This window comes from Mycetocola sp., from assembly GCF_025464835.1.
Classification (GTDB): Bacteria; Actinomycetota; Actinomycetes; order Actinomycetales; family Microbacteriaceae; genus Mycetocola_A.
Genome location: NZ_JAODMP010000063.1, coordinates 1 through 22,748 on the forward strand (window position 1 = coordinate 1; position 22,748 = coordinate 22,748).

The following is a 22,748-nucleotide window of genomic DNA, read 5'->3' on the forward strand; positions in this document are numbered from 1 at the left end:
ACATCGCCGCCACCGACGAGCTCGCCCGCGAGCAGCTCTGGCCGCACTTCAAGGCGAACCGCGACCGGATCGGCGGCGAGCGCGGCTGGCCGCCGGTGACCGAGGCGGAGTACCTCAACGAGATCGAGCACGGCTCGCTTTACGCCGGTTCGCCGGAGACGGTCGCGCGGCGGATCGCTGCCACCGCGCAAACGCTCGGGCTGGACCGGTTCGACCTCAAGTACGCGAACGGGACGATGCCGCACGAGCAGCTCATGTCGAGCATCGAACTGTACGGTACGCGGGTGATCCCGCTGGTGCGGGAAATGCTCGCGTAGCGAAGGGTCATGAGCGCAAGTCATTCACTTGCACGGCTTGCCACACCCCCATCCGGGGCCGACCCGCTTGTGGGCTGCCCCGAAACTGGACGCTCTGACACGCTGACCAAATGAGCGCAACCACTCCACCTGAGTCCGCATTTGTGCCCGCGCCGGTATTTTCTCCGACGGTGTCGTCCGCATCGCCCACGCCGACGGACCTGCGCCATCGCGTGCCCGCGCAGTCTCTCATCGTTGAGCTTGCGAAGCGGCGCGCTGCCGCAGCGCCGCCTCTAGGGATGAGTCGCGCCAATCGGCGTCCTCCAATCACCGACGAAGAACGACCCTGGTTTGTTGGAGCTCTGGGTGAGCGGCACGTTGCGTCAGTTCTCGCGGGACTTGGCCCCGAATTCAGGGTCCTCCATTCGGTGCCCGTCGGTAAGGGCGATAGCGATATCGACCACGTTGTCGTCGGCCCTAGCGGCGTCTTCACGATCAACACAAAGCACCATCCGGGTAAGAAGGTTTGGGTCGGTGGGCGCGGCATGCTCATTGCGGGTCACAAAGTTCCGCATCTTCGCAATGCTGGCTATGAAGCTCGCCGCGCCGAGAAGCTACTTTCGTCAGCTACTGGCCTGACCGTCCCGGTCACAGGAATCGTGGTCGTCGTTGGTGCGAGTCAGCTGACGATCCGTCGGGCACCTGAGGCGGACGGGGTTCGTCTCCTCGTCGTTCATGACACCCAGCTCCTGAAAGCTCTGCAGACCCGTCCGGAATTCAGCCCCGAGCAAGTCCAACGAATCGCGGATGCCGCCTCGGTCGCCTCTACCTGGCACAAGTCGCCCGTGAATGACGGCGATGTATCGGCATTGGTTCTTGCCTTCGATGAGCTCACCGGCGAGGTTGCGCGGCAGGACAAGACTGTGCGTCGCCGCAAGCTGCTCTGGGCGCTGGCCGCAATGCTCCTGCCCGTGGCGGCGGTCTACACAGGCTTATCAGTCTTGACCGCGATGCTCACACGATAGGCGCGCAGCGCCGCCGCAGCCCCTTGTCGCGACTCTGTTAGTCGCAAGCGATGCCATCTCCGTCGCGATCCAAGTCGTACACATCCGGACCGACTACCTGGAGCGGACCCCTGACGTACGCAGGCCCGTTGCCGCTGCCACCTGCACAATCGACATCGCTCGCGATGGGGACGCAGACCCCGGAGTAGTTAGCGTCGCATCCGCCGCCGGCCGCTGGCGGTGCGGGCGCCGGTGCTGGCGCGACGACCACGGGCTGCTTTGTGCCAACTGCTGTGACCTGCGTGACGGGCTGCACAGTGACTTCTTCACGGACAGCCAAACGCCCCGTCTCGATCCCATCCGTGTAGGTCACGAGATGCACAATGGCCTTTTCGCCGTTTACGCCTGCAGTCGATAGAGCGGTCGTGCCTACCGCCAAGTTGGAGTCATCCACCGTCGTGATTTCGAACGGGATGACGACGGGCTCTCGGACTTCCTCCTGGGTCACCACGGGTGTCGGGGTTGGAGTGGGAGTTGGTTTTGCTGACGTGGTTGGCGCGGTTGCATCATCTGAGGTCGAGGACGAACCCGACGCCAGAGAGGCGGGTTGGGGCGTGTACGTTGCTGCGCCAGCCGCACCTCCGGCCATCGCGAAAAGGAGCCCGGCGCCGACGATCACAGCGCCGAACTTGCGCGATTTCACCCGGAATCGTCGGGCTGAACCAACCAGGAGGGCATATACGCCGATCGCTGCAGCGAACAGGCCGACGAGGACCACTAGTTGCGGAAGGATGCCACTCGCAATTGCGATCACGAGAACGACAAAACCGAGAACGGACGCGACCACGATCTTCTTCGACTTGGGTGACGCCCCAGATTTGGAACCTGGTGCTGGCAACGGCGCGGGGGCGCTCGCATAGACCGGTGCCGGTGCCGGTGCCGGTGCCGGTGCCGGTGCCGGTGCCGGTGCCGGTGGATAGTCGCTCCACGCTGCGCCGTCCCACCAACGCACCTGGTTCGCACGGGAATGATCGGCATACCAGCCGGGTATTGGTGTGGACATCGGCGCTCCTGGTTCGTACGAATGAATGAGCACGAACCTGAGTGCCCGTCTATATCTTCGAGGTGAGTGCCCTCTCGGGCAGTCCCCAGTCCAGGGGCCCCCAACGCATGACACCCGCACTGCCACCCAACTGGTCGTTGGGGCCTGAGCCCTGCTCGGGTCTCGATACGCTCCTTCGTCGCTACTCGACCAACGAAAGGGCGCTCCTTCGTCACTACTCGACCAACGAAAGGGCGCTCCTTCGTCACTACTCGACCAACGGAATCATGCTCGCTGCTCGACCAACCTAAGGACGCCCACCGATGACCGAGCGGCGGCCCTCGCTAAACTTCCCGGTATGCCCCGAATTGACGAAGTCGTCACCCCGAAGCAACTCGCCGAGGAGCTCCCCGTCGCTGCGAAAACGATCCGCGGTTGGCTGAGAAACAGCGGTTTTCGGCCCGACGTTGAAAAGGGAGCCCGGTGGCTACTCACTCACGAGCAGGCGAAGCTCGTACGAGAGCGTTTCACCACCTCCAGGCAGGAGCAGTAGCCATGACGCGCGGCAACGATAAAACTCAGGACACGACCCTGCGACAGCAACTCGCCCTCGCGCGCCTGGGGCAGGACTACTTCTCCCGCAAACTCGACGAACTCACCGACGCTGACTTTGATACGGAGTCCGCACTTCCCGGATGGAGCCGCAGACACGTCATCGCGCACGTCGGCCTCAACGCACGGGCGCTGGCCAACCTGACAACATGGGCCGGCACCGGCGTCGAAACGCCGATGTACACCTCCCCCGCGCAACGCAACGACGACATCGAACGCGCCGCCACGCTCCCGGCCGAAGAACTCCGCAAGCTCTCCGCCGATTCCGCGGCCCACCTCGATGCCGGATGGCGAGACCTCGAACCGGATGCCTGGTCACACCACGTGCGCACCGCCCAGGGCAGTCACATCCCGGCGTCCGAGGCGGTCTGGATGCGGGCGCGCGAGGTGTGGATCCACGCCGTCGACCTGGATAACGGTGGAAGCTTCAGCGACTTCCCTGCCGCATTCATCGACCGCCTGCTCGGCGACGTGCTCGCTGAGTGGGACAGGCGCCGGCAATCCGAACCCGTTCCGGCGTTCGTGCTGCGTCTGGACGATCGCGCCGAGCCGCTGATCTCCGGCGACGCGGCCGAGGCCGTGCGTTTGAGCGGGGCGACGGCGGGACTCGCTGCGTGGGCGACCGGCCGGAGTTCTACCGGCGTAACGGCTGAGAACGGTGAGGTTCCGGCTGCTCCGCGGTGGCTCTGAGATCCGGGTCTCGATACGCTCGCTTCGCGAGCTACTCGACCAACGATGGCTTCGCAAGCTACTCGACCAACGATGGCTTCGCGAGCTACTCGACCAACGAGGTGAGCGCGCTACTCGACCAACGACGGAAACCCGCCGCCACCTCGTCCCCTCTCGCTGATCGAGTAGGCCGCCTGCGGCCGTATCGAGATCCCGGCGAGCGGGTCTCGATACGCTCGCTTCGCGAGCTACTCGACCAACGAGGTGAGCAAGCTACTCGACCAACGAGGTGAGCAAGCTACTCGACCAACGACGGAAACCCGCGGCCACCTCGTCCCCTCTCGCTGATCGAGTAGGCCGCCTGCGGCCGTATCGAGATCCCGGCGAGCGGGTCTCGATACGCTCGCTTCGCGAGCTACTCGACCAACGATGGCTTCGCGAGCTACTCGACCAACGAGGTGAGCAAGCTAATCGACCAACGATGCGCGCGCGCCCCTCGTGAAGCGAGCACCCAGCCAGCTCCTCGTAAACTCGGGGAGTGACCCTCTCCATCGCCCTGATCAGCCTGCACACGTCGCCCGACGACGACCCGGGCACCGGCGACGTCGGTGGCATGAACGTCGCGGTCCGGGCGACGGCTCTGGCGCTGGCCTCCCAGGGCCACGCGGTTGAGATTCTCACCCGTCGCTCCGGTCCCGACGCCCCCGCCTCGATCCAACTGGCCCCGCGCCTCACCCTCCGCCACCTCGACGCCGGACCAGCCGAACGCCGGGTCAAGGGCGACCACGAGGCGTACATCGCCGACTTCCGGCGAGCTCTGGAACCGCTCGGTCCGTACGATGTCATCCACTCGCACCATTGGTTCTCCGGCATGGCCGCCCTCGATTACGCGACGACCCGTGGCATCCCGCATGTGCAGAGCTTCCACAGCATCGCGGCGGATCCGTCCACCCCGCTTTCCCACGGCGAACGCCCCGAGTCCCCCGGCCGGATGCTCGGCGAAACGCACCTCGCGCAGTCCGCGGATGCGATCATCACCGTGAGCACCGCCGAGCGCGACACCGTCGTGCACCGGCTCGGCGCCTCCCCCGACAGGGTGTTCGTTGTGCCGCCCGGCGTCGACAGCGCCCTCTTCTCCCCCGCTCCTGCGCGCCCCGAACAACCCGGGTACGTCGTGATCGCCGCCCGGCTCGAGCCGCTGAAGGGGCTCGACCTCGCCATTGAGGCAATCGCCGCGCTGCCAGACGACATGCGCCCCGAGCTGGTCATCGCCGGCGGGCCGACCACCGGTCACGACGCGTACCCGGCCGACCTGCGCGCCCACGGCCGCGCACACCGGCTGGGCGACGGCATCCGTTTCGTCGGCCCGCAGTCCCGCGAGGACCTCGCCGTGCTGCTCGGCGGCGCCCGGATGCTGCTCGTGCCGTCGCACTCCGAGACCTACGGTCTCGTGGCGCTCGAGGCCGCGGCCAGCGGTATCCCTGTGGTCGCGACCGCGTCCGGCGGTCTGGTCGAGGCGGTCAAGGATGGCGTCACCGGCCTGCTCGTCGACTCCCGGGACCCCGCCGCGTGGACGGATGCCGTGCGCTCGCTGCTCGAGGACGATTCCCTTTCCGCCCGGCTCGGCGCCGCCGGTCGCCGCCACGCGTTGTCACTCACCTGGGCCCAGACCGCCGCTGCGACCGCCGACGTGTATACCCGTCTGGTCCGGGCAGAGACAGGGATCGTCTCGTGACCGCGGCTCCTGGCATCCTTGACGGCGTCTCCTCAGTGCTGTTCGCGCACGCGCATCCCGACGATGAAACCCTCGGATCCGGTGGGCTCATTGCGGAACTGGTCGCACGGGGTGTGCGGGTGACGTTGCTGACGGCATCCCGGGGCGAACGCGGTGAGATCGTGGCCGGCGCGTTGCCCGCCTCCACCGACCCCGATGCTCTTACCCGCGCCCGTGAGGAGGAGCTGGCCGGCGCCGTCGACGCACTCGGGATCGCCGGGCAGTACTGGCTCGGTGAGGCGCCGGCGCGTTCCGCGGCGATGCCACCGCGGCGCTACCGGGACTCGGGGATGACCTGGATCCGGCCGGGGCTGGCCGGCCCCGCCGACGACGCGGATGCCGACGCGCTTTCGGTCGCGCCGCTGGGCGAGGTCGTCGATGATGTGACGGCGCTGCTCCTGGTGGAGCAGCCATCGCTGGTGATCAGCTACGACTCCGGTGGTGGATACGGTCACCCCGACCACGTGCGGATCCGGGATGCCGCGGTGGCGGCATCCGCTGCGCTCGGCATTCCATTTGCGGAGCTGCTCGAGGCGCCTGCCGCCGACGCTGAGTGGTTCACGCTGACAGAGCACTTCGACGTGGTGACCGCGGCGTTGCGCTGCCACGCGAGCCAGCTGACGGTGGTTGGCAGCGATGTGGTGCACTCGGGCGGGCAACGGGAGCCGATCGGAACAGATGTGGGGCTGCGGCTGGTGGAGCCGTTCGCCGATCGAGACGCGACCGAGCGGGGCCGCGTACCTGCGGTGATCGGGTAACGCCGGACGACCGCTTCTCAGGAGATCGCACGGTTCGCAGGAGATTCTCGCGACTTTCGTCCTCTTACGCGCGCGATCTCCTCCAAAGCGTGCGACGGTGTCCCAGGTCGAGCCGCCGACCGTGACACGCACGTTCACCGCCCCGAAGCCACGCGGCATCCGCGGGCGGTCACGGATGTCGCCACTCTGCTCCTCAGGAACGGTCACGAAGAACCAGGGAGCGTTCCCCTGCCGTGCCCACAGCGGCGCGGTGAAGCTGACGATCATCAGTCAGGGAGTGAGCGTCGGGGGCAACTGATCGCCCAACGGACCTGTCGGTTCGGTGCCGCTGCGCACGGCGGCGAGCCGTTCGGTCAACGCCTGCACGATCGCAGTCCGGTTGCCGTGCGATTGCTCATAGGCAAGCAGCGCCAGAACACCCTCGGCGTCGAGGGACTCAGCGAGGGACGGGTAATCCGCCGGGTGTTCACGTGACGCCGGAACGTCTCCGCATACCATCGACTCGTTCATGGCGTCCTCCCCCGGCGGTCCATGCTCCGTGGCATCCCGTCGAAAAAACTATTCAACGCTGAGCCGGAGATCTCGCTCAAGGGCATTGACATGAACGAAAAATCACATTGTCAGCAGGATCTTTCCGGTGTGCCGGCCTGAGTCGAGATGCCGGTGCGCTTCGGCGGCGTCCTCGAGCGGGTAACGAGCCTCCACTGCGGTGCGAACCGTTCCGGATTCCACCAGAGGCCAGACGTTCTCTCCGACCTGGGCGACGATCCTCGCCTTCTCCTCTGCAGGCCGCGCCCGCAGAGTCGTGCCGAGCACGCTCGCGCGCCGGGACATCAAGAGCCCCAGGTCCAGTTCAGCCCTTGCGCCGCCCTGCAGCCCGAGAACGACCAGGCGGCCGCCGAACGCGAGGGCACGGATGTTGCGGTCAAGGTACCCGGCACCGACGACATCGAGGATGACATCGGCGCCGTGCCCGCCGGAGATGTCGCGCATCCGCTCGACGAAGTCCTCTCGCCGGTAGTCGATCCCGGCGACGGCGCCGAAGCCGCGGCAGTAATCGAGCTTCTCGGTATTGCCGGCGGTCACCACCGCGCGCGCCCCGAACGCCGCGACCATCTGCGTGGCCATCGTGCCGATACCGCCGGCGCCGCCGTGGATCAGAACCCAGTCGCCGGCCGTGACGCGGACATTCATGAACAGATTCGACCAGATCGTGCAGGTCACTTCTGGCAACGCGGCCGCTTCGACCAGTTCCATCCCCGCCGGGATCGGCAGCACTTGCCCCGCCGGCACGGCGACGTACTCGGCATACCCGCCACCGGTGAGTAACGCACACACGGATGCTCCGACCTCGAATCCGGCAACGTCACGTCCCACAGCGGCGACGGTTCCGCTGACTTCCAGCCCGGGGAGGTCAGAGGCGCCGGGCGGCGGTGGATACACCCCTCGACGCTGCTGCACGTCGGCCCGGTTCACACCGGCGGCGGCAACCGTGATCAGCACCTCGTCCGCCGCCGCTTCCGGCCGTTCCCGCTGAACCAGCCGGAGAACCTCGGGCCCTCCTGCGCCGTCGTACTCGATCGCTCGCATCGTTGTCGCCGTCATCCCGCCTCCAGACGCTCGAATCTCCATCGTTGCACGGCAAGCAGGCGGCCGGGCGCGTCTGAAACTCTCAGGGCAATGCCCCTCAGCAACGCCCTCAGAAGCGGATGGCGCAGCTAGTCGCGTCGCCACGTGAGCCTCCGCCGGATCGCGGGAACGGAATGCGCCGCCGTCCGCAGCCGCACGCCGCGGTATTTCGCGCCCCCGAGCATCCGTGAGCCGACGGCGACCCAGACGCAGACCGCGCGTTCCAGCAGCCAGGCCGGCGCCCACAGCGCGCTGGTCGCGGGGAACACACGGGTGCCACCACCTCGGCGACGGCCGACTTCGGCGAGCACCGAGGCGAGTGCTGCGATACCGGCGAGGCGCACCGGGCGGCGGATGTTCCACACCAGAAGCGGCAGCAGGCTCAGTTCGAGACCCAGCCGAGCCGGTTGGGCGAAGTCGTCGTACGCCTGTCGCGCGCGCTGCCGACCGAAATGCGCGGTGCTCGGCGGCACCCTGCCGACGAAGAGGTCGTCGGCACGGCGCTCCCGGCCGTGCGCGGCCCTGATGGTGCGCATGAGTTCGAGGTTCTCGAACAGCACGTCGCCGTCGTACCCACCCAATTCGAGCACGAGGTCGCGGTTGACGCCCATCGTGCCGGGGTAGTCGGAGGCCACCGCCCGGTTGATCAGGCTCCTGGCGGTGTCCCAGCGTGCGTGCCAGGGCAGGGCGGTGAAATAGTTCTGCGGCAGCACCAGGTCAGCGTCCTGCAGTTCGGCGACCATGCGCTTCAGACCGGGCTCGTCATATCGGACGTCGTCGTCGGCCAGGATCACGGCGTTGTGCCGCGCCAGGCGCAGGCCGGTCAACACCCCGGCGACCTTCCCGTTGCCGGTGATCTCGCCGTCCGGTTTCACGTGGCGGAGGAGGTCGCCCCACACCTTGTGGTGGGCGGCGAAGATGTCGTCGGGTGATCCGTCGACCACGGTCACATCCACGATCGGGGCGATCGCGACGAGATAGTCGGTGAGTTCCAGGACATGACCGGTGTGGTACTCGGACCAGCGCAGCGGCAGGACATACTCGGCGTCGAGGCGCTCGGGGGTTCGCTCCGCCTCCTGCCGGCGCTCGCGCCGGCGCCGCCCCGGCTCGCGCGGCTCGGCCTGTCGGCTCGGATCGGTGCGGGTGCTCATGCCCCACACTGTCTGCTGCAGGAGGAGGGCTGGTCAACCCCTTGTCAGTTCGACCCGGGCATGCCGAAGTACCACCGCGCCCGTGTTCTTCGCCGGGCCCCGGGGCACCAGATCCGGATAAGTTCGGGCGGTCGCCGCGGGGCCTACGCCCGATCCAGCGCTATAAATCGCGTCCCACGTCGCGCCCGATGCGGATAGGAAAAGAAGGAGCATCCGGGCTGGCGCGAGATCGTCAGGTTCATGACTTCACCCCCTGTGCGTCAGTGATCTCACTCTGACAGAGGGCAAAAGAAGGGCAACGCCCTTGCGGATTCCGTCGCCGACGGTCTAGCGTTCGCCCGACAGCGCCGGTCGAGCCATCCGCCCGCCACGCCGAAGAGATGCCGCGCCCCTCCTGCGGGTGATCTACCGTTGGGGCATGCCACTCCCGATCCGGCTCGCGCGTCCGACCGCCCTGGCTCTGGTGGGTCTGCTCGCCCTCACGGCGTGCACCGGGATCACCCCGGTGAAGTCAGCGGTGAAGACGTCGGACCCGGATGCCGCGCTCACCGTCATCGACGCCGAGAACGACAGGGACGCATCCGTCGCCACCAGCCGCGAGCTGTTCGACGCATCCCCCGTTGTCGTCATCGCCCCGACCGGCGACCCGAACACTCAGGAACTGGCGGCTCGCACCGCGATCGGCCTGGGCGTTCCGCTTCTCATCGGCGATGCAGGAAAGGGCTCGACGTCGGACGAGGCGACCGTGCCCGAGGCCGAACCCGAATCACACCCAACCGCGGCCCTGGTCTCCGAACTCAAGCGGCTGGGAACCACCACCGTGCTCGCCATCGGAAACGTCGCACCGATGCCGGAGGGTGTTGAACCGGACCTCACCGTCAAGCACGTGAAAGCAACCGCCAAAGCCGTGTCCGAGGCGACAGGCCTCGATCTCGGCACTGCCGCTACCGAGGACCCGGCGGGTTTCGCGGCCGGCCTCGCCGCGCAGGAGGTCGCGGCCGTCCGCTCCAGCGCGAGCCCATCAGCAGCGATCCGACGGCCCGAGCGGGCTACACCGCTGAAGGACACCGTCGCGCTGGCGGTCGACAACACAGCCCATCTCGGCTCCATCGCCACCGCACGAGCAGCGGGGGTTCCGGTGCGTCTGCTTCCCGCCGCGTCCGCGAACCCGCAGGCGCATGCATCCGTCGTGGAGGCGCTCCACGCGTCGACAGCGACCAGGACGCTGGCGTTGGGTGCCGAATTCGCTGCCCAGCCGGCACTGGACTGGAAAATTCGCACAGCGAGAAGCGGCACTCAGCTCCCGGGCGGCGGGCAACTGTTGTTCCCGCAGCACCAGTTCGTTGCGCTGTACGGAACGCCAAGTACGGGCGTCCTCGGCGTGCTGGGGGAGCAGAATGCCGCCGCGACGGTGCAGCGCGCCCGCGACGTCGCCGCCCCGTTCGAGGCTCTCACCGAGAAGACCGTCGTGCCGATGTTCGAGATCATCGCCACGGTCGCCGCTGCAGGCGCAGGCAAGGATGGCAACTTCTCGAACGAATTGCCGGTCGACGAGCTGCGCCCGTTCGTGGATGCCGCAGCCGCCGCCGGCATGTACGTCGTGCTCGACCTGCAACCCGGTCGCACCGACTTCCTCACCCAGGCGAAGCTGTACCAGCCGCTGCTCGAACTGCCCAACGTGGGTCTCGCGCTCGACCCCGAGTGGCGACTCGGCGCCGACCAGGTTCCGCTCAGACAGATCGGATCCGTCAGCGCCTCCGAGGTCAACACCGTGACCACGTGGCTCGCCGACCTCACCAACGAGAAGGGGCTGCCGCAGAAGATGTTCGTGCTGCACCAGTTCCGGCCGGCGATGGTCTCCGACCGCCTCTCCCTCGACCTCAGCCGACCCGAGATCGCTGTGCTCATCCACGCCGACGGGCAGGGCGGCCAGGGTGACAAACAGGCCACATGGGCGAACCTGCACCGTGACGCGCCCGCCGGCGTGCACTGGGGCTGGAAGAACTTCTACGACGAAGACCTGCCGGTGCTGACCCCCGAGCAAACCATGCGTGCGGTGTCGCCTGCTCCAGACCTGATCACCTACCAGTAACCACAACAGTCAGCGTCGGGCGGGCGCCAGAATCAGCCGGACCACCGGGATGTCGGGCTCAGCGTCCCCGGTGGCTTCGACGATGGCGCGTTTCAGAGCCCGATAGGTTGCCGGATGCGCCGACGCGTGACGTGCGAGCGCTGAACGGCTTTCATCCGGCGACAGCAGTTCGGCTCTCGCGTCACGCCGGCGGATGAACCCGACGTTGACCCGGCAGATCGGGAACTCGCGAAGGTTCCGGTACCACTGCGAGTTCGGGCCGAGACCTGACGCGATGAGCAGCGCGTCCTTCGACTCACGCTCGACCACCTCGAGGATCACCTCCCGCCAGAAACCGGAGAACCTGCCCCGGTGTTCGAGCATCATCAGCCGACCACCGAAGATCCAGCCGAACCCGGCACGGAAAATCGGAAGAGGCATTCGCACGGCTCTCCGACTATTGAGAAAGCGCGCGGTGAGCTTCATCGAGTCGGGCCTCCTGTCGTGGTCACTTCCAGCATGCCACGCCCGGGGGCCGCTCGCTCACGGCCGCCGTCGGTGCCATGCTGGGAACCGGAGAACGCCGGTTCGACCGGCCGTGCGACCAGAGCGGAGTTGCCATGAGACCGACAGAGGCGCTGGACGAGATCGCCTACCTTCTAGAGCGCGACCTCGCCTCGCCGTACAAGACCAAAGCCTTTCGCTCAGCGATCATCGCCATCGCACCGCTCAGCGACGACGACATTGCCAGCAAGGTCGCCGACGGAAGCCTCAAGCGCACCAAGGGCATCGGATCGACTACCTACACGGTGATCGAGCAGTCCGTCGAAGGTGGCGTGCCCGACTACCTCGCTGACCTCCGCGAGCGGATCGGCGGACCGGTGACCGACGCCGGGCAGGAACTGCGGGCGCAACTCAAGGGTGATCTGCACAGCCACAGCACCTGGTCAGACGGCACGACCGATCTCGCTTCAATGGCGCGCACCGCCCGGCGCCTCGGCCACTCCTATCTTGTCGCCAGCGACCATTCGCCCTCGCTCACCATCGCGAACGGGCTCAGCACCGAACGGCTGAAGAAGCAGCTCGTCGAACTCGACGGCATCAACGCCCAGCTCGACGACTTCCGGATGCTCACCGGCATCGAGGTCGACATCCTCCTCGACGGCGAACTCGACCAGTCAGAGGAGGTCCTCGGCCGGCTCGACATCGTCGTTGCGAGCGTCCACTCCAAACTGCGGATGGATTCGAGAGAGATGACCAAACGGATGCTGGCAGCCATCCGGCATCCGCAATCCAACGTTCTCGGTCACTGCACGGGCCGGCTGGTCCAGGGTGGCCGCGGCACTCGCCCGCAATCCACCTTCGACGCCGAAACGGTGTTCGCCGCGTGCGCCGAAAACGACGTCGCCGTCGAGATCAACTCACGGCCGGAGCGGCAGGATCCGCCGGACAACCTGCTGATGATCGCCATCGAGGCCGGATGCCTGTTCAGCATCGACAGCGACGCCCACGCTCCCGGACAGCTCGGCCTGCTCGATCTGGGTGCGGCGCGGGCGGAGGCGCACGGCATCCCGGCGGAGCGAATCGTGACCAGCTGGCCGGTGGACCGCCTGCTGGAGTGGGCCGCCTGAGCGCGACCCGGACAGCGAGACCGCAATTCGCACCCGAAGTAGGAATACCGACCCTTTTTGGGTGCGTAGGTGTCACCTCGGCACCGCTACTCAGCGCTCAGATCGACATCACACGCAACACGGCGCCCGTCGGGTCGATGACGCTGGCGACGCGCCCGTACGGCGTATCCATCGGTTCATCCTTGATCGTCGCGCCGAGCTCGACCGCCTTCGCGACCGTCACGTCGACGTCTGCAGCACCGAAGTAGACGGCCCAGCCGCCGGGCTCACCGGCGAGCATCTGCGCCGCATCGTAGATGCCACAGAACTGCTGACCGTCCTTTTCGAACACCATGTACCGGAACTCGTCGCCCGCGTCCATCGGGCTGAGTGTCCAGTCGAAGGCTTTCTCGTAGAACTCGACCTCTCTGTCGAAGTCCGTCGCGAGCAGTTCGCACCAGACCGGGGCACCGTGCTCCCTTTCCGCCTGGAACCCGGTGTGCTGTCCCGGCTGCCAGTACCCGACCGTCGCGCCCGCCGGGTCGGTGGCGAACCCCATCACGCCCATCTCCGGCACGTTCATGGCCTCGAACATGTTCATCCCGCCCGCTTCGGCGATCGCCACGGCCGTCGCCTCGGCATCCGTGGTCAGCAGGTACACCGACCAGGTGTCAGGGTATGGCGCGTCGTCCTGCTTCTTCATGGCCCCGGCGATCCGCCGGTGCTGCGAGCTGAAGCTGACGTAGCCGCCATAGAGGACTGCGTCGCCCGTTTCGGCATTCCAGCCGAAAAGCGCACTGTAGAACTCCTGCGAGCGAGCGGGGTCTGAGGTTGTGAGCTCGAGCCAGCAGGGTGCGCCGGGAGTCGTGACGGTGATGTCAGGCATGGAGTACCCCTTTTCGTCTTCGTCGATCATTCGACGGCGAGATCAGGGTACGACGGGGCCCATCGGCGCGGCTAGGGGTCCGCGGGGGCAGCCGGCTTCGGGATGACCGTTTCGCAACTTCGGAGGATCTGCACGAACGAGGTCTCATACGCCGCTGACGGCCGATGTGGTGCCACAACTCCGAAGTTGCGAACGCTGCCGCCGTGTCCGGGCACGACATGGGAGGCTGGGAGGGTGATCACATCCTCGAGTTCGGCCGCACGATGCTAGGCGACGAGGCGGTCGCGTTCCTCCGCACCGCTCCCGAAGGCACCCGCGTCGTCGTGCGGCATCAGTTGCCGGACGGTCAGGCGACCGATGCCCTCGGCTGGTTCCTCCGCGCCGACGACACGCACTGCGCGGTTGCGACGAAGCGCGGGCTGGAGACCATTGCGTTCACCGCTGTGATCGCGGCGAAGGAAGTACCGCCGCCTCCCCCGCCGCGGGAACGGCGTCGCCCCGCCACGCTGATCGAGTAGGCCGCCCGCGGCCGTATCGAGATCCCGATCTCGAGGCGCTCGCCCCGCCACCCTGATCGAGTAGGCCGCCTCCCCCGCCGCGGGAACGGCGTCGCCCCGCCACGCTGATCGACTAGACCGCCCCGCGGCCGTATCGAGATCCCGATCTCGAGACGCTCGGTCGTTGCTAGGCCTGTCGAAGTACGACCAACGAAGGGGCGGGACGAACTCGACAGTCCGTCCCGCCCTCGCTCCGCGCGCGGCATCCGTCACTCCGACGTCGACGCTTTCGCGAGCAACTCGTCGAGTCGTTCATAACCGTCGTTGACGCCCTTTTCCATGCCGGACTGCGCCATGCCGTCACGGTTCTCGATGGTGGGATAGATGCTGTGCCCGGTCACGCGGGTGCGGCCGTTGCCCAGGTCCTCCAGCGTCAGGAACTCCAGGCTGACGACTCCGGGGAAACCCTCGAACTCGAAGGTCTGAACGACGCCGTTCTCGATCGACGCGGAGTGCACGACTCCGTGGAACCAGTACTCCTCGTCGCCATCGCGGTGGACGTAACGGTAACCGCCGCCGGGGACCAGGTCCCAGCGTTCGATCTCCATCTCGTAGCCGCGCGGCCCGAGCCACTTCTTGACCAGTTCGGGTTCGGTGTGAGCCCGGAAGACGGCCTCGACCGAAGCATCGAATTCGCGCACGATCTCGATGAATGGCAGTCCATCCGGAACCGTGATTGTGGTGGGATTCGTCATTTCTCTTCCTTTCTGTGTGATGGGGTGGTGACGTCGGTGTTCATACCGGCAAGGACGGCGTCCAGCCGGCGAAAGCGTGATTCGGTGGTGAGCCGGTAGGTGTCGATCCAGGCGGTGAGCTCCTCGAGCGCCTCTGGCACGAGGTGGGCGGGCCGGCGCTGCGCGTCCCTGGAACGACTGACGAGTCCCGCCTGCTCGAGCACCTGAATGTGCTTCGACACCGCCTGCTTCGTGATGTCGAACGGCTCGGCGAGGTCGTTCACCGTCGCCGGTCCGCGGCTCAGCCGGGCAACGATCGCCCGGCGGACCGGATCGGCCAGCGCCATGAACGCCCGATCCAGCCGGTTGTCGGCATCGGTCGTGTCGTTCATGATCAACTGACTCCTTTATCAATTAGTAGGTTGAATATAGGTCGCGATGTGGCCGGACACAACCCTGGATCGCACTTTTTCTCACGCCGTCGAGCGACTCAGGGAAGCGATCTACCCCCCTCCCGGATCGGGGAGCCGCTCGCTACCCTTGAGACGACCGGGACCCGACCTCAGCCACGTTTCCGAACACACCTTGCCAAAGAGGTTCGACATGACGCTCCCACCGCAACAACCCCAGCAGCCGCCACCACCTCTCCCGGCTCAGGGAACACCGGCCGCGCAATTCCCGCCTCCGCCGCCGCCGCGCCGCCTCTCACCTGGCCTGATCATTCTGTTGCTCGTCGGCATCCCGCTGGTGGTTCTCGGGTTGATCGTGGCCGGGTCGGTCGCCGCCGTGAACGCCTTCCGCGGAACCCCGGTCAGTGACAGCGCCGACGCGGATGCCGCTTCCAGCGTCTTCATCGACACGCCGAACGCGTCCATCCGACTGTCGGTGAGCGATGACAACCAGGTGCATGCCACCATGCGCGGGTCCTCCTCAGGCAGGGAACCGACGCTGGATGTCAGAACATCAGGCAACGTGACCGAGATTCGCGGCGGGTGTCCTGGCGGGTTCTTTCTGTTCAACCGGTGCCAGGTGCGGATCGACGTGGCCCTCCCTGCCGACGTGGATGTGACAGCTGCGGGGCGAAACGGCGCCATCACAGCCGACGACCTCACCGGGAACCTGGATCTGTCGACGATGAACGGAAGCATCGAGGTCGACGGCTCAAGCGGCTCGCTTGTGCTGGATTCGACGAACGGAAAGATCGAGGTCGAGGACTCCGCATCGACCGAGGTGCAGGCCCGCACGACGAACGGTGTCGTCCGGCTGTCGTTCACCGAGCCGCCCGACGAGGTCACCGCGAACAGCTCGAATGGTGGCATCCGGATTGAGGTACCCGATGACGGCACCGAGTACTACGTCCGGGCCGACACAACCAACGGACGCGTCGACACCGAGGATGTGCCTGGCGACCGCCGCGCCGACCGCACCATCACAGCCGAGACGACGAACGGTGGCATCACGATCGAGACGTCGCCCCAAGGCTGATCGGAGGCCGTGCGCTGACCGGTCGGCTGGCTGCGGATCCGGGCGCCGGATGCCTCGCGCGAGTGCAATGGCTTGGCGCTGATGACAATAAACCCGTGCAGCACCGGAACACCCGCGCGACGGGGAGCACCGAGGAAAGCTCACGTTTAGCGGACTCCGGCCGGATCCGCCAGCACTTGACCGAATCCCGGGCGGCGAGAAATCTGGGAGCACGCTCCAACCGCAACACTGTCGAGGAGGAAAGCATGTCGAGCAGCAATATGGTCGCTGTGATCACCGGGGCATCGAGCGGCATTGGCCGCGCGACCGCCCTGCGCTATGCCGCGATGGGCGCTGCGGTGGTACTTGCCAGCCGCAGACGCCAGGCTCTGACGAAACTTGCCGCGGAGTGTGCCGAGCTCGGCGGTCGTGCCCTGGCGGTGCCCACCGATGTGACGGACCCGGGCCAGGTGGATGCGCTCGCCCGGCGAGCCGTCGACGAGTTCGGCCGGATCGACGTCTGGGTCAACAACGCGGCCGTCTCGGTCTTCGCGCCGTTCCTCGAGATGCCGCTCGATGACCTCCGCCGGGTTCTCGACGTCAACATCCTCGGCTACGTGTACGGGGCCCGCGCGGCTCTCAGGGTCATGACCGGGCAGGGCAGTGGGAGCCTCGTCAACGTCGCCTCGATCGTCGGGGAGGTACCGCAGCCGTACACGGCGCCATACGGCATGTCGAAGGCGGCGGTCAGGGCGCTGGGCGTGAGCCTGCGGCAGGAGCTGGCTCTGCAGAAGGCGAAGCACATCTCCGTGTCGACGGTTCTACCTGCCACGATCGATACCCCGTTCTTCCGCCACTCAGCCAACTACACCGGACGGGAAGTTCTCGCCATGCCGCCGGTGTACAGTCCCGAGGCCGTCGCCAAGGCGATCGAGCGGGTTGCCCGCAAGCCGCGGAACGAGGTGGTCGTCGGTGGCGCTGCCGGCCCGGCGCTCGTGCGCCGGCACCGCAAGAGCCCGGCACCGGTCGAGGCCCAGATGGCCCTGCAGACCGAGAAGACACACCTGTCGCGGGATGACAGGGCCGCTGCCACCACCGGCATCCTCTACTACCCGGCCCCGGATGCCGACGCGGAGGTGACCGGCGGCTGGCACGGGTCCGAGAAGACCGGGACTCGACGCGGCATGACCTGGCTGCTGCTCGGGGGCGTCAGCGCGTACGTGGTCGGCCGCCGGCTCGGTAGCGACGCCAACCAGAAGAGCCGCCCGGGTCGCCGCCGGTAGTCCACGAGGTGGTAGAGCACGGCGGAGAGCGGGACGACGACCGCCAGCGCTGATCGAGTAGCGACGAAGGAGCGTATCGAGATCACCGCGCACATCTCGATACGCTCGCTGGCGCTCGCTACTCGACGAACGAAAGGAACGGGAAACGCTCGCTACTCGACGAACGGAAGGGGCGGGAAACGCACGCAACCCGACGAACGGAAGGGTGCGTCAGCGGGACGACAGAGCGGCGCTCCCCCAGTTCAGCGATTCACCTGCTGGGCTCCGGTGCTGCGGCACTCCCCACGGGTTGTCGTCACGCAACGGCTCAGGTAGGAGAGCCTCGGGCGCGCTCTGGTAGGTGACCGAGCGCAGGAAGCGGGAGATCGCCGCAGTGCCCACGGACGTCCCGCTGTCCAGAGTGGTCGCCGGGTACGGACCACCGTGCTGCATCGCCGGCGTCACGGCCACCCCGGTCGGCCAACCGCCGAACAGCACACGGCCGACGTGGCTGGTGAGCCACTGCACGAGCGAACGAACCGGCTCTGAGTCCTCACCGTCCGCCAGGTGAACCGTGCCAGTGAGGTTGCCGTCGAACAGCATCTCGGCGACCGGCACCAGCTCCGACTCGTCGTCGTACTCGACCACGATCGCGAGAGGACCGAAGGCCTCCTCGCGCAGACGTTCGCGTTGCGCGACCAAGTTCTTGACCGGCACGCGAACGAAGGTGGGTGTCGCCCAGCCCTGGCCGTCCTCGTCGATCCGCACTGCTCCCTCGGCGAGCGCGGTGACCCCGTCGGTACCGAGGATCGTGTCCCTGCGGTCGCCGTACCCGGAGGCGATACCGGGGTTGAGCATCCGATGTTCTGCGATTCCGCTGCCGCGTTCCGCGACCTTCTCGGCGAATCCCTGGCCGGCGGGCACGAAGAGGAAACCGGGCTTGGTGCACAGCTGACCAGCCGACCCGGAGACGCTCGCGACGAACCCGTCGGCGATCGCGTCGGCGTTCTCAGCGAGTGCGGCTGAGGTGACGAAGGCCGGGTTCACGCTGCCGAGTTCTCCGTAGAACGGGATCGGCGCCGGACGGGCTGCGGCGATGTCGGCGAGCATCCGGCCGGCCCGGATCGAACCGGTGAACGAGGCGGCGGCGATCCGCGGATCCTTCAGCATCGTCACTCCGGCCTCCTGGCCCGAGATCAGCTGCAGGATGCCGTCGGGCGCGCCCACCTCGGCAAGCGCCCGGTTCGCGACCTCCGCGGTACGGACCGACAGCTCGGGGTGCCCGGAGTGCGCCTTGACGATGACGGGGTTTCCGGCGGCGAGCGCTGAGGCGGTGTCACCGCCAAGCACGGAGAACGCGAACGGGAAGTTGCTGGCGGCGAAGTTCAGCACAGGCCCGACCGGCACGCGGTATCGGCGGAGATCGGGCCGGACGCCGAGCGCGAACGCGTCGTCGGCCTCGTCGATTCGCACGTCGAGGTAGCTGCCGTCGACGATGACGTCGGCGAACAGCCGCAACTGGACGGCAGTTCGCTTGAGCTCGCCGGCGAGGCGGGCTTCGGTCAGGCCGGTCTCCTGACTGGCGACGGCGATCAGGTCCGACTGGGCGTCTTCGAGCGCGTCGGCCACGGCCACAAGCGCCCGTGCCCGCAGGCGAGGCTCCATACCGGCCCACTCGGGGGCGGCATCCGCTGCGCGCTGCGCGAGGGTGTCAAGTTGTTCTGATGTCATGGACATGTCGGCCTCACAGTTGGAATCCGGTCGGGAAAGGGTCTGACGGGTCGAGCAGGTAGGAACCGATTCCGGTCACCCAGGCCCGCCCGGTCACGGTGGGGATCACGGCGGGGATGCCGGCCACCGTGGTTTCGGCGATCAGCCGGCCGACGAATCGTGATCCGATGAACGACTCGTTGACGAAGTCGGTGTCGAGCGCGAGCTCACCGCGGGCCCACAGCTCGGCCATCCGGGCAGAGGTTCCGGTGCCACACGGGGACCGGTCGAACCAGCCCGGGTAGATCGCCATCGCGTGGCGGGAGTGCTCCGCGGTCGAGCCTGGAGCGATGAATTCGACATGGTGGCAGTGGTTGACCCCGTCGATCTCCGGATGCCGCGGCGGATCGGTCGCGTTGATGGCATCCATGATCGCGAGTCCGGCGGTGAGGATCTCCTGCTGGTTGGACCGGTCGAACGGCAGGCCCACGTCATCGAGGTCGACCATGGCGTAGAAGTTACCGCCGAAGGCGAGGCTGTAGCGCACAGGGCCGTAACCGGGAACCTCCACGGTGTCATCGAGCCGCACGCTGTATGCGGGTACGTTCTCGATCGTGACCGAGTCCGCGTGGCCGTCGCTCACCGAGACCCGGGCGATGACCAGACCGGCAGGGGTATCGAGCCGGATGGTGGTGACCGGTTCGGTGATCTCGACCATCCCGGTCTCCACGAGCACCGTCGCCACACCGATCGTCCCGTGCCCGCACATCGGCAGGCAGCCGGACACCTCGATGTAGACGACACCCCAGTCGGCATCCCGCCGGGTCGGAGCCTGCAGGATCGCGCCGCTCATCGCAGCGTGACCGCGCGGCTCGTTCATGAGCAACTGGCGGATGTCGTCAAGATGCTCCATGAAGTAGAGCCGCTTCTCGTTCATGGTCGCGCCGGGAATGACGCCGACGCCGCCGGTGACGACCCTCGTCGGCATCCCCTCGGTGTGCGAGTCCACCGCGGTGAACATGCGTTTGGAACGCATCCAGTACTCCTTCCCGGCCGAGTCGTTACGCGTTATCCCGTGACCGGCTCGAAATGTAGTCGAGCGCCTTGGTCGTGTCTGCCCGCACTGCGGCTTCCTTCTCGGCGCTGAGCGGTCCGCGCGGCGGGCGCGTGGGTCCACCGTAGCTGTTGCCGGCGATGTCGATGGAGAGCTTGATGGCCTGGACGAACTCCGTCTTCGAGTCCCAGCGGAACACGGTGACCAGCTGCGTGTACAGCTCGAGCGCCTCAGCGATGTTGCCCGCCTTGACCTGCTCGTAGATCTCCACGGCTTCACGCGGGAACGCGTTGGGGTACCCGGCGAACCAGCCGGTCGCACCGGCCACGAGAGACTCGAAGAGCAGGTCGTCTGCGCCGGCGATGACGTCGAGGTCGCACACCTCCTGAATCTCGAGCACCCGGCGGATGTCGGTGGAGAATTCCTTGACCGCGACGACCTCGGGAATCTCGGCGAGGCGCTTGAGCAGTGCGGGGGTCAGGTCGACCTTGGTGTCGATGGGGTTGTTGTACGCCATGATCGGCAGTCCGACCTCGGCGACGCGCGTGTAGTGCTCGACGACCTCGTCGTCGTTGGCGCGGTACAGGGTCGGCGGCAGGAGCAGCACACCGTCAGCGCCGTCCTCCTTCGCGTACTCTGCCCACTGCTTCGCCTGGTGCCAGCCGACACCGTGCACGCCGGCGACGACGAGGCCGCGGTCGCCGACGGCCTCCACAGCGACCTGGATCACCTTGCGGCGCTCCTCATCGGTGAGGGATGAGTACTCGCCGAGCGATCCGTTCGGGCCGACGCCGCGGCATCCGTTCGAGATGAGGAAGTCACAGTGTTCGGCGAACCTGTCGTAGTCGACAGCGAGGCCAGCGGGTGCTGACGCGTCCTCCTTGAAGGCGAGCGTGGTGGCGACGATGACGCCGCCGAGGTCAAATTTCTGGGTGGTCATGATTGCGGTCCTTTCGAAGGATCGGTTGCAGGGGTGGGGTCGAACGAAGAGGCGGCTGCGGCGAGTTCACCGAGACGGAGAGGGACAGCGAGGGGCCGGCGGTCGGTGGACACCGCATCGCCGAGGCTGTTGCCTGGCAGCCGGCGGGCAATCAGCTGCTCGAGCGACCGACCGCATGCCCGGCCCTGGCAGATGCCGAGCCCGGCGCGAGTGCTGAGCTTCAGGGACCGAAGTGAGGTCGAGCCGGTGCTCTCGGCGGTGCGGCAGAGACTCCCGAAGCTGACCTCCTCGCACCGGCAGACGATCGTCTCCTCGGTGACCATCTCAGGCCAGCCAGGGCGGATGCCGTGGGCCGCCTCGATCCGTCGGGCGAAACCCGCGTAGACCCGGCGTTTGCGGACCTCACCGGGCAGGTCGGACGGCCTGCCGCCCGCAGCGGTGTGGCCGGCGAGCGCCCCTTCGGCGAGCGCGAGGTCGACTCCGCCGATGCCGGTGATCTCGCCGGCGGCGTACACGCCTGGAACACTTGTCGCCTGGGCGTCGTCCACCGCGACGAAACGCTCGTCGGTGATCCGGCATCCTGCCGCGATAGCGAGTTCGAGCCGTGGCGTGAATCCGTGGCTGACGCAGACCGCGTCGACGGCGATCGTCCGTTCGGTGCCTCGGACCGGTGCCCAGTTCGCGTCAAGGGAGGCGACGGTGACGGATTCGACGCTGTCGGTTCCGTGCGCCGCGATGACGGAGGCACCTGTCGTGTACGGGATCCGGTGCCGCAGCTGACCGCCGATGTAACCGGCGAGCTCTGCACCCTTCCTGGCGGCCGGGAGCAACTGCCATGGCCGCGGAAGCCAGCCGCGCGCGAGAGACGGCAGCCGGGAGGACTCGAAGACGCCGAGAACCCGGGAACCGGTTGCGGCAAGCGACGCGGCGACGGGGAGCAGGAACGGGCCGGCGCCGGCTACGACGACGCGGCGGCCGACGGCGAGGCGCTCCCCTTTGGCGAGCGCCTGGGCGGCGCCGCCGGTGAAGACACCCGGCAGGTCCCAGCCCGGGAACGGCAGAGTACGATCGTGGGCGCCTGTGGCCAGGATGATTGCGTCCGGGAACAGTTCCAGCCGTTCACGGCCGGATCCGTCGCTCGGGCCGACGACGATGTGTACCCGGCCGGCAGCCCTGTCGCTGGAGTCGATCGCGAAGACGGACGCGGACGTGAGGATGCGGCATCCGTCGTCTGCGGCGAGTTCGGACTGCAGCGCGCGGAAGGTGTCCCAGCCGTGGTGAAGGATCCGTTCGTTCGCGGCGGGCCGTGCGTCCGGCAGGTGCCGCCAGAACTGGCCACCCAGTTGCTCGGACGAGTCGACAAGGGTCACGGTGGCCCCACGGCGACGCGCGGACCGGGCGGCGGCGAGCCCGGCCGGGCCGGCCCCGAGAACGAGGATGTGGCTCATGCGGTGCTCCCCGGCAGGATGTCATGCTGGGTTACGACGACGTCACCGTCGACGGCCCGGCGTTGGCAGGCCCGCACGTCACGGTCCCCGTTGACCTCGACGAGGCAGTCGAAGCAGACCCCGATGCCGCAGAACAC

24 protein-coding genes and 1 pseudogene are annotated in these 22,748 nt (G+C 67.4%); 11 read left to right on the forward strand and 14 right to left on the reverse strand.

Annotated elements, in window-relative coordinates:
• The coding region (locus JWP90_RS07645) for an LLM class flavin-dependent oxidoreductase (protein WP_367182691.1) at nucleotides 1-317 on the forward strand (317 nt) is incomplete at its 5' end.
• A 110-nt stretch (nucleotides 318-427) separates the two neighbouring features.
• The gene (locus tag JWP90_RS07650; RefSeq protein WP_297361989.1) at nucleotides 428-1,321 is read left to right on the forward strand and encodes a nuclease-related domain-containing protein; all 894 of its coding nucleotides are present in this window, start codon (nucleotides 428-430) and stop codon (nucleotides 1,319-1,321) included.
• 37 nt (nucleotides 1,322-1,358) lie between these two features.
• Here the strand turns inward: JWP90_RS07650 and JWP90_RS07655 are convergent, their stop codons facing one another.
• Nucleotides 1,359-2,363: a G5 domain-containing protein gene (locus tag JWP90_RS07655; protein WP_297361992.1), complete on the reverse strand. Its 1,005-nt coding sequence runs from the start codon at nucleotides 2,361-2,363 to the stop codon at nucleotides 1,359-1,361.
• Between the two features lie 337 nt (nucleotides 2,364-2,700).
• Between JWP90_RS07655 and JWP90_RS07660 the strand changes: the two genes are divergently transcribed.
• The 4 genes from JWP90_RS07660 to JWP90_RS07675 all read left to right on the forward strand — a co-directional run bounded on the left by JWP90_RS07660 (nucleotide 2,701) and on the right by JWP90_RS07675 (nucleotide 6,155).
• On the forward strand, nucleotides 2,701-2,895 hold the full coding sequence (locus tag JWP90_RS07660; protein WP_297361995.1) for a hypothetical protein: 195 nt from the start codon (nucleotides 2,701-2,703) through the stop codon (nucleotides 2,893-2,895).
• Between the two features lie 2 nt (nucleotides 2,896-2,897).
• Nucleotides 2,898-3,644 carry a maleylpyruvate isomerase family mycothiol-dependent enzyme gene (locus tag JWP90_RS07665; protein ID WP_297361998.1) on the forward strand — a complete coding sequence of 249 codons (747 nt, stop codon included), beginning with the start codon at nucleotides 2,898-2,900 and terminating at the stop codon, nucleotides 3,642-3,644.
• A 517-nt stretch (nucleotides 3,645-4,161) separates the two neighbouring features.
• On the forward strand, nucleotides 4,162-5,358 hold the full coding sequence (locus JWP90_RS07670) for a glycosyltransferase (RefSeq protein WP_297362001.1): 1,197 nt from the start codon (nucleotides 4,162-4,164) through the stop codon (nucleotides 5,356-5,358).
• A complete protein-coding gene (locus JWP90_RS07675; protein WP_297362004.1) occupies nucleotides 5,355-6,155 on the forward strand; it encodes a PIG-L family deacetylase in 801 nt (266 codons plus the stop codon). The genes JWP90_RS07670 and JWP90_RS07675 overlap by 4 nt, the downstream gene beginning before the upstream one ends.
• Nucleotides 6,156-6,263: 108 nt before the next feature.
• Here the strand turns inward: JWP90_RS07675 and JWP90_RS07680 are convergent.
• From JWP90_RS07680 to JWP90_RS07695, 4 genes and pseudogenes are all read right to left on the reverse strand, one after another.
• Nucleotides 6,264-6,422, reverse strand: a pseudogene (locus JWP90_RS07680) (DUF1905 domain-containing protein); the annotation flags it as partial.
• 3 nt (nucleotides 6,423-6,425) lie between these two features.
• The gene (locus tag JWP90_RS07685) at nucleotides 6,426-6,665 is read right to left on the reverse strand and encodes a hypothetical protein (protein WP_297362007.1); all 240 of its coding nucleotides are present in this window, start codon (nucleotides 6,663-6,665) and stop codon (nucleotides 6,426-6,428) included.
• A gap of 102 nt (nucleotides 6,666-6,767) precedes the next feature.
• Entirely contained in the window at nucleotides 6,768-7,760 is a 993-nt protein-coding gene (locus tag JWP90_RS07690; protein WP_297362010.1) for an NAD(P)H-quinone oxidoreductase, read from the reverse strand.
• Between the two features lie 113 nt (nucleotides 7,761-7,873).
• Nucleotides 7,874-8,935, reverse strand: coding sequence for a glycosyltransferase family 2 protein (locus JWP90_RS07695; protein ID WP_297362013.1), 1,062 nt, complete (start codon nucleotides 8,933-8,935; stop codon nucleotides 7,874-7,876).
• 418 nt (nucleotides 8,936-9,353) lie between these two features.
• Between JWP90_RS07695 and JWP90_RS07700 the strand changes: the two genes are divergently transcribed.
• A complete protein-coding gene (locus tag JWP90_RS07700) occupies nucleotides 9,354-11,027 on the forward strand; it encodes a hypothetical protein (protein ID WP_297362015.1) in 1,674 nt (557 codons plus the stop codon).
• Nucleotides 11,028-11,036: 9 nt separating this feature from the next.
• Here the strand turns inward: JWP90_RS07700 and JWP90_RS07705 are convergent, their stop codons facing one another.
• Nucleotides 11,037-11,447: a nitroreductase family deazaflavin-dependent oxidoreductase gene (locus JWP90_RS07705; protein ID WP_297362018.1), complete on the reverse strand. Its 411-nt coding sequence runs from the start codon at nucleotides 11,445-11,447 to the stop codon at nucleotides 11,037-11,039.
• Between the two features lie 179 nt (nucleotides 11,448-11,626).
• Between JWP90_RS07705 and JWP90_RS07710 the strand changes: the two genes are divergently transcribed.
• Nucleotides 11,627-12,637, forward strand: a complete 1,011-nt coding sequence (locus JWP90_RS07710) for a PHP domain-containing protein (RefSeq protein WP_297362021.1) — start codon at nucleotides 11,627-11,629, stop codon at nucleotides 12,635-12,637.
• Between the two features lie 97 nt (nucleotides 12,638-12,734).
• On the opposite strand, the gene JWP90_RS07715 is transcribed toward JWP90_RS07710, so the two are convergent.
• Nucleotides 12,735-13,502 carry a VOC family protein gene (locus JWP90_RS07715; protein WP_297362024.1) on the reverse strand — a complete coding sequence of 256 codons (768 nt, stop codon included), beginning with the start codon at nucleotides 13,500-13,502 and terminating at the stop codon, nucleotides 12,735-12,737.
• Between the two features lie 203 nt (nucleotides 13,503-13,705).
• On the opposite strand from JWP90_RS07715, the gene JWP90_RS07720 reads away from it, so the two are divergent.
• The gene (locus tag JWP90_RS07720; protein ID WP_297362026.1) at nucleotides 13,706-14,020 is read left to right on the forward strand and encodes a hypothetical protein; all 315 of its coding nucleotides are present in this window, start codon (nucleotides 13,706-13,708) and stop codon (nucleotides 14,018-14,020) included.
• A gap of 248 nt (nucleotides 14,021-14,268) precedes the next feature.
• Here JWP90_RS07720 and JWP90_RS07725 read toward each other — a convergent pair whose 3' ends face one another.
• The gene (locus JWP90_RS07725) at nucleotides 14,269-14,754 is read right to left on the reverse strand and encodes an SRPBCC family protein (protein WP_297362029.1); all 486 of its coding nucleotides are present in this window, start codon (nucleotides 14,752-14,754) and stop codon (nucleotides 14,269-14,271) included.
• Entirely contained in the window at nucleotides 14,751-15,125 is a 375-nt protein-coding gene (locus JWP90_RS07730) for a helix-turn-helix transcriptional regulator (protein ID WP_297362032.1), read from the reverse strand. The genes JWP90_RS07725 and JWP90_RS07730 overlap by 4 nt, the downstream gene beginning before the upstream one ends.
• Nucleotides 15,126-15,336: 211 nt before the next feature.
• Between JWP90_RS07730 and JWP90_RS07735 the strand changes: the two genes are divergently transcribed.
• Both JWP90_RS07735 and JWP90_RS07740 read left to right on the forward strand, forming a co-directional pair.
• On the forward strand, nucleotides 15,337-16,218 hold the full coding sequence (locus tag JWP90_RS07735) for a DUF4097 family beta strand repeat-containing protein (protein ID WP_297362035.1): 882 nt from the start codon (nucleotides 15,337-15,339) through the stop codon (nucleotides 16,216-16,218).
• 245 nt (nucleotides 16,219-16,463) lie between these two features.
• The gene (locus JWP90_RS07740) at nucleotides 16,464-17,480 is read left to right on the forward strand and encodes an SDR family oxidoreductase (RefSeq protein WP_297362038.1); all 1,017 of its coding nucleotides are present in this window, start codon (nucleotides 16,464-16,466) and stop codon (nucleotides 17,478-17,480) included.
• 210 nt (nucleotides 17,481-17,690) lie between these two features.
• Here the strand turns inward: JWP90_RS07740 and JWP90_RS07745 are convergent, their stop codons facing one another.
• From JWP90_RS07745 to JWP90_RS07765, 5 genes are read right to left on the reverse strand one after another with little or no spacing between them, the layout of a single operon-like run.
• On the reverse strand, nucleotides 17,691-19,190 hold the full coding sequence (locus JWP90_RS07745) for an aldehyde dehydrogenase (NADP(+)) (RefSeq protein WP_297362040.1): 1,500 nt from the start codon (nucleotides 19,188-19,190) through the stop codon (nucleotides 17,691-17,693).
• Between the two features lie 13 nt (nucleotides 19,191-19,203).
• Nucleotides 19,204-20,205: a proline racemase family protein gene (locus JWP90_RS07750; RefSeq protein WP_297362042.1), complete on the reverse strand. Its 1,002-nt coding sequence runs from the start codon at nucleotides 20,203-20,205 to the stop codon at nucleotides 19,204-19,206.
• A gap of 25 nt (nucleotides 20,206-20,230) precedes the next feature.
• Complete coding sequence (locus tag JWP90_RS07755; RefSeq protein WP_297362044.1) at nucleotides 20,231-21,163, reverse strand: dihydrodipicolinate synthase family protein; 933 nt, start codon at nucleotides 21,161-21,163, stop codon at nucleotides 20,231-20,233.
• The gene (locus JWP90_RS07760; protein ID WP_297362045.1) at nucleotides 21,160-22,611 is read right to left on the reverse strand and encodes an NAD(P)/FAD-dependent oxidoreductase; all 1,452 of its coding nucleotides are present in this window, start codon (nucleotides 22,609-22,611) and stop codon (nucleotides 21,160-21,162) included. Before JWP90_RS07760 ends, JWP90_RS07755 begins: the two co-directional genes overlap by 4 nt.
• Nucleotides 22,608-22,748: a 2Fe-2S iron-sulfur cluster-binding protein gene (locus tag JWP90_RS07765; protein ID WP_297362048.1), complete on the reverse strand. Its 141-nt coding sequence runs from the start codon at nucleotides 22,746-22,748 to the stop codon at nucleotides 22,608-22,610. Before JWP90_RS07765 ends, JWP90_RS07760 begins: the two co-directional genes overlap by 4 nt.

Coding starts and splice junctions, on each gene's coding strand:
- JWP90_RS07750 (WP_297362042.1), bottom strand. CDS start 20,205: ATGCGTTCCAAACGCATGTTCACCGCGGTGGACTCGCACACCGAGGGG.
- JWP90_RS07760 (WP_297362045.1), bottom strand. CDS start 22,611: ATGAGCCACATCCTCGTTCTCGGGGCCGGCCCGGCCGGGCTCGCCGCC.
- JWP90_RS07740 (WP_297362038.1), top strand. CDS start 16,464: ATGTCGAGCAGCAATATGGTCGCTGTGATCACCGGGGCATCGAGCGGC.
- JWP90_RS07730 (WP_297362032.1), bottom strand. CDS start 15,125: ATGAACGACACGACCGATGCCGACAACCGGCTGGATCGGGCGTTCATG.
- JWP90_RS07665 (WP_297361998.1), top strand. CDS start 2,898: ATGACGCGCGGCAACGATAAAACTCAGGACACGACCCTGCGACAGCAA.
- JWP90_RS07735 (WP_297362035.1), top strand. CDS start 15,337: ATGACGCTCCCACCGCAACAACCCCAGCAGCCGCCACCACCTCTCCCG.
- JWP90_RS07685 (WP_297362007.1), bottom strand. CDS start 6,665: ATGAACGAGTCGATGGTATGCGGAGACGTTCCGGCGTCACGTGAACAC.
- JWP90_RS07660 (WP_297361995.1), top strand. CDS start 2,701: ATGCCCCGAATTGACGAAGTCGTCACCCCGAAGCAACTCGCCGAGGAG.
- JWP90_RS07655 (WP_297361992.1), bottom strand. CDS start 2,363: ATGTCCACACCAATACCCGGCTGGTATGCCGATCATTCCCGTGCGAAC.
- JWP90_RS07700 (WP_297362015.1), top strand. CDS start 9,354: ATGCCACTCCCGATCCGGCTCGCGCGTCCGACCGCCCTGGCTCTGGTG.
- JWP90_RS07725 (WP_297362029.1), bottom strand. CDS start 14,754: ATGACGAATCCCACCACAATCACGGTTCCGGATGGACTGCCATTCATC.
- JWP90_RS07715 (WP_297362024.1), bottom strand. CDS start 13,502: ATGCCTGACATCACCGTCACGACTCCCGGCGCACCCTGCTGGCTCGAG.
- JWP90_RS07695 (WP_297362013.1), bottom strand. CDS start 8,935: ATGAGCACCCGCACCGATCCGAGCCGACAGGCCGAGCCGCGCGAGCCG.
- JWP90_RS07710 (WP_297362021.1), top strand. CDS start 11,627: ATGAGACCGACAGAGGCGCTGGACGAGATCGCCTACCTTCTAGAGCGC.
- JWP90_RS07690 (WP_297362010.1), bottom strand. CDS start 7,760: ATGACGGCGACAACGATGCGAGCGATCGAGTACGACGGCGCAGGAGGG.
- JWP90_RS07745 (WP_297362040.1), bottom strand. CDS start 19,190: ATGACATCAGAACAACTTGACACCCTCGCGCAGCGCGCAGCGGATGCC.
- JWP90_RS07705 (WP_297362018.1), bottom strand. CDS start 11,447: ATGCCTCTTCCGATTTTCCGTGCCGGGTTCGGCTGGATCTTCGGTGGT.
- JWP90_RS07755 (WP_297362044.1), bottom strand. CDS start 21,163: ATGACCACCCAGAAATTTGACCTCGGCGGCGTCATCGTCGCCACCACG.
- JWP90_RS07650 (WP_297361989.1), top strand. CDS start 428: ATGAGCGCAACCACTCCACCTGAGTCCGCATTTGTGCCCGCGCCGGTA.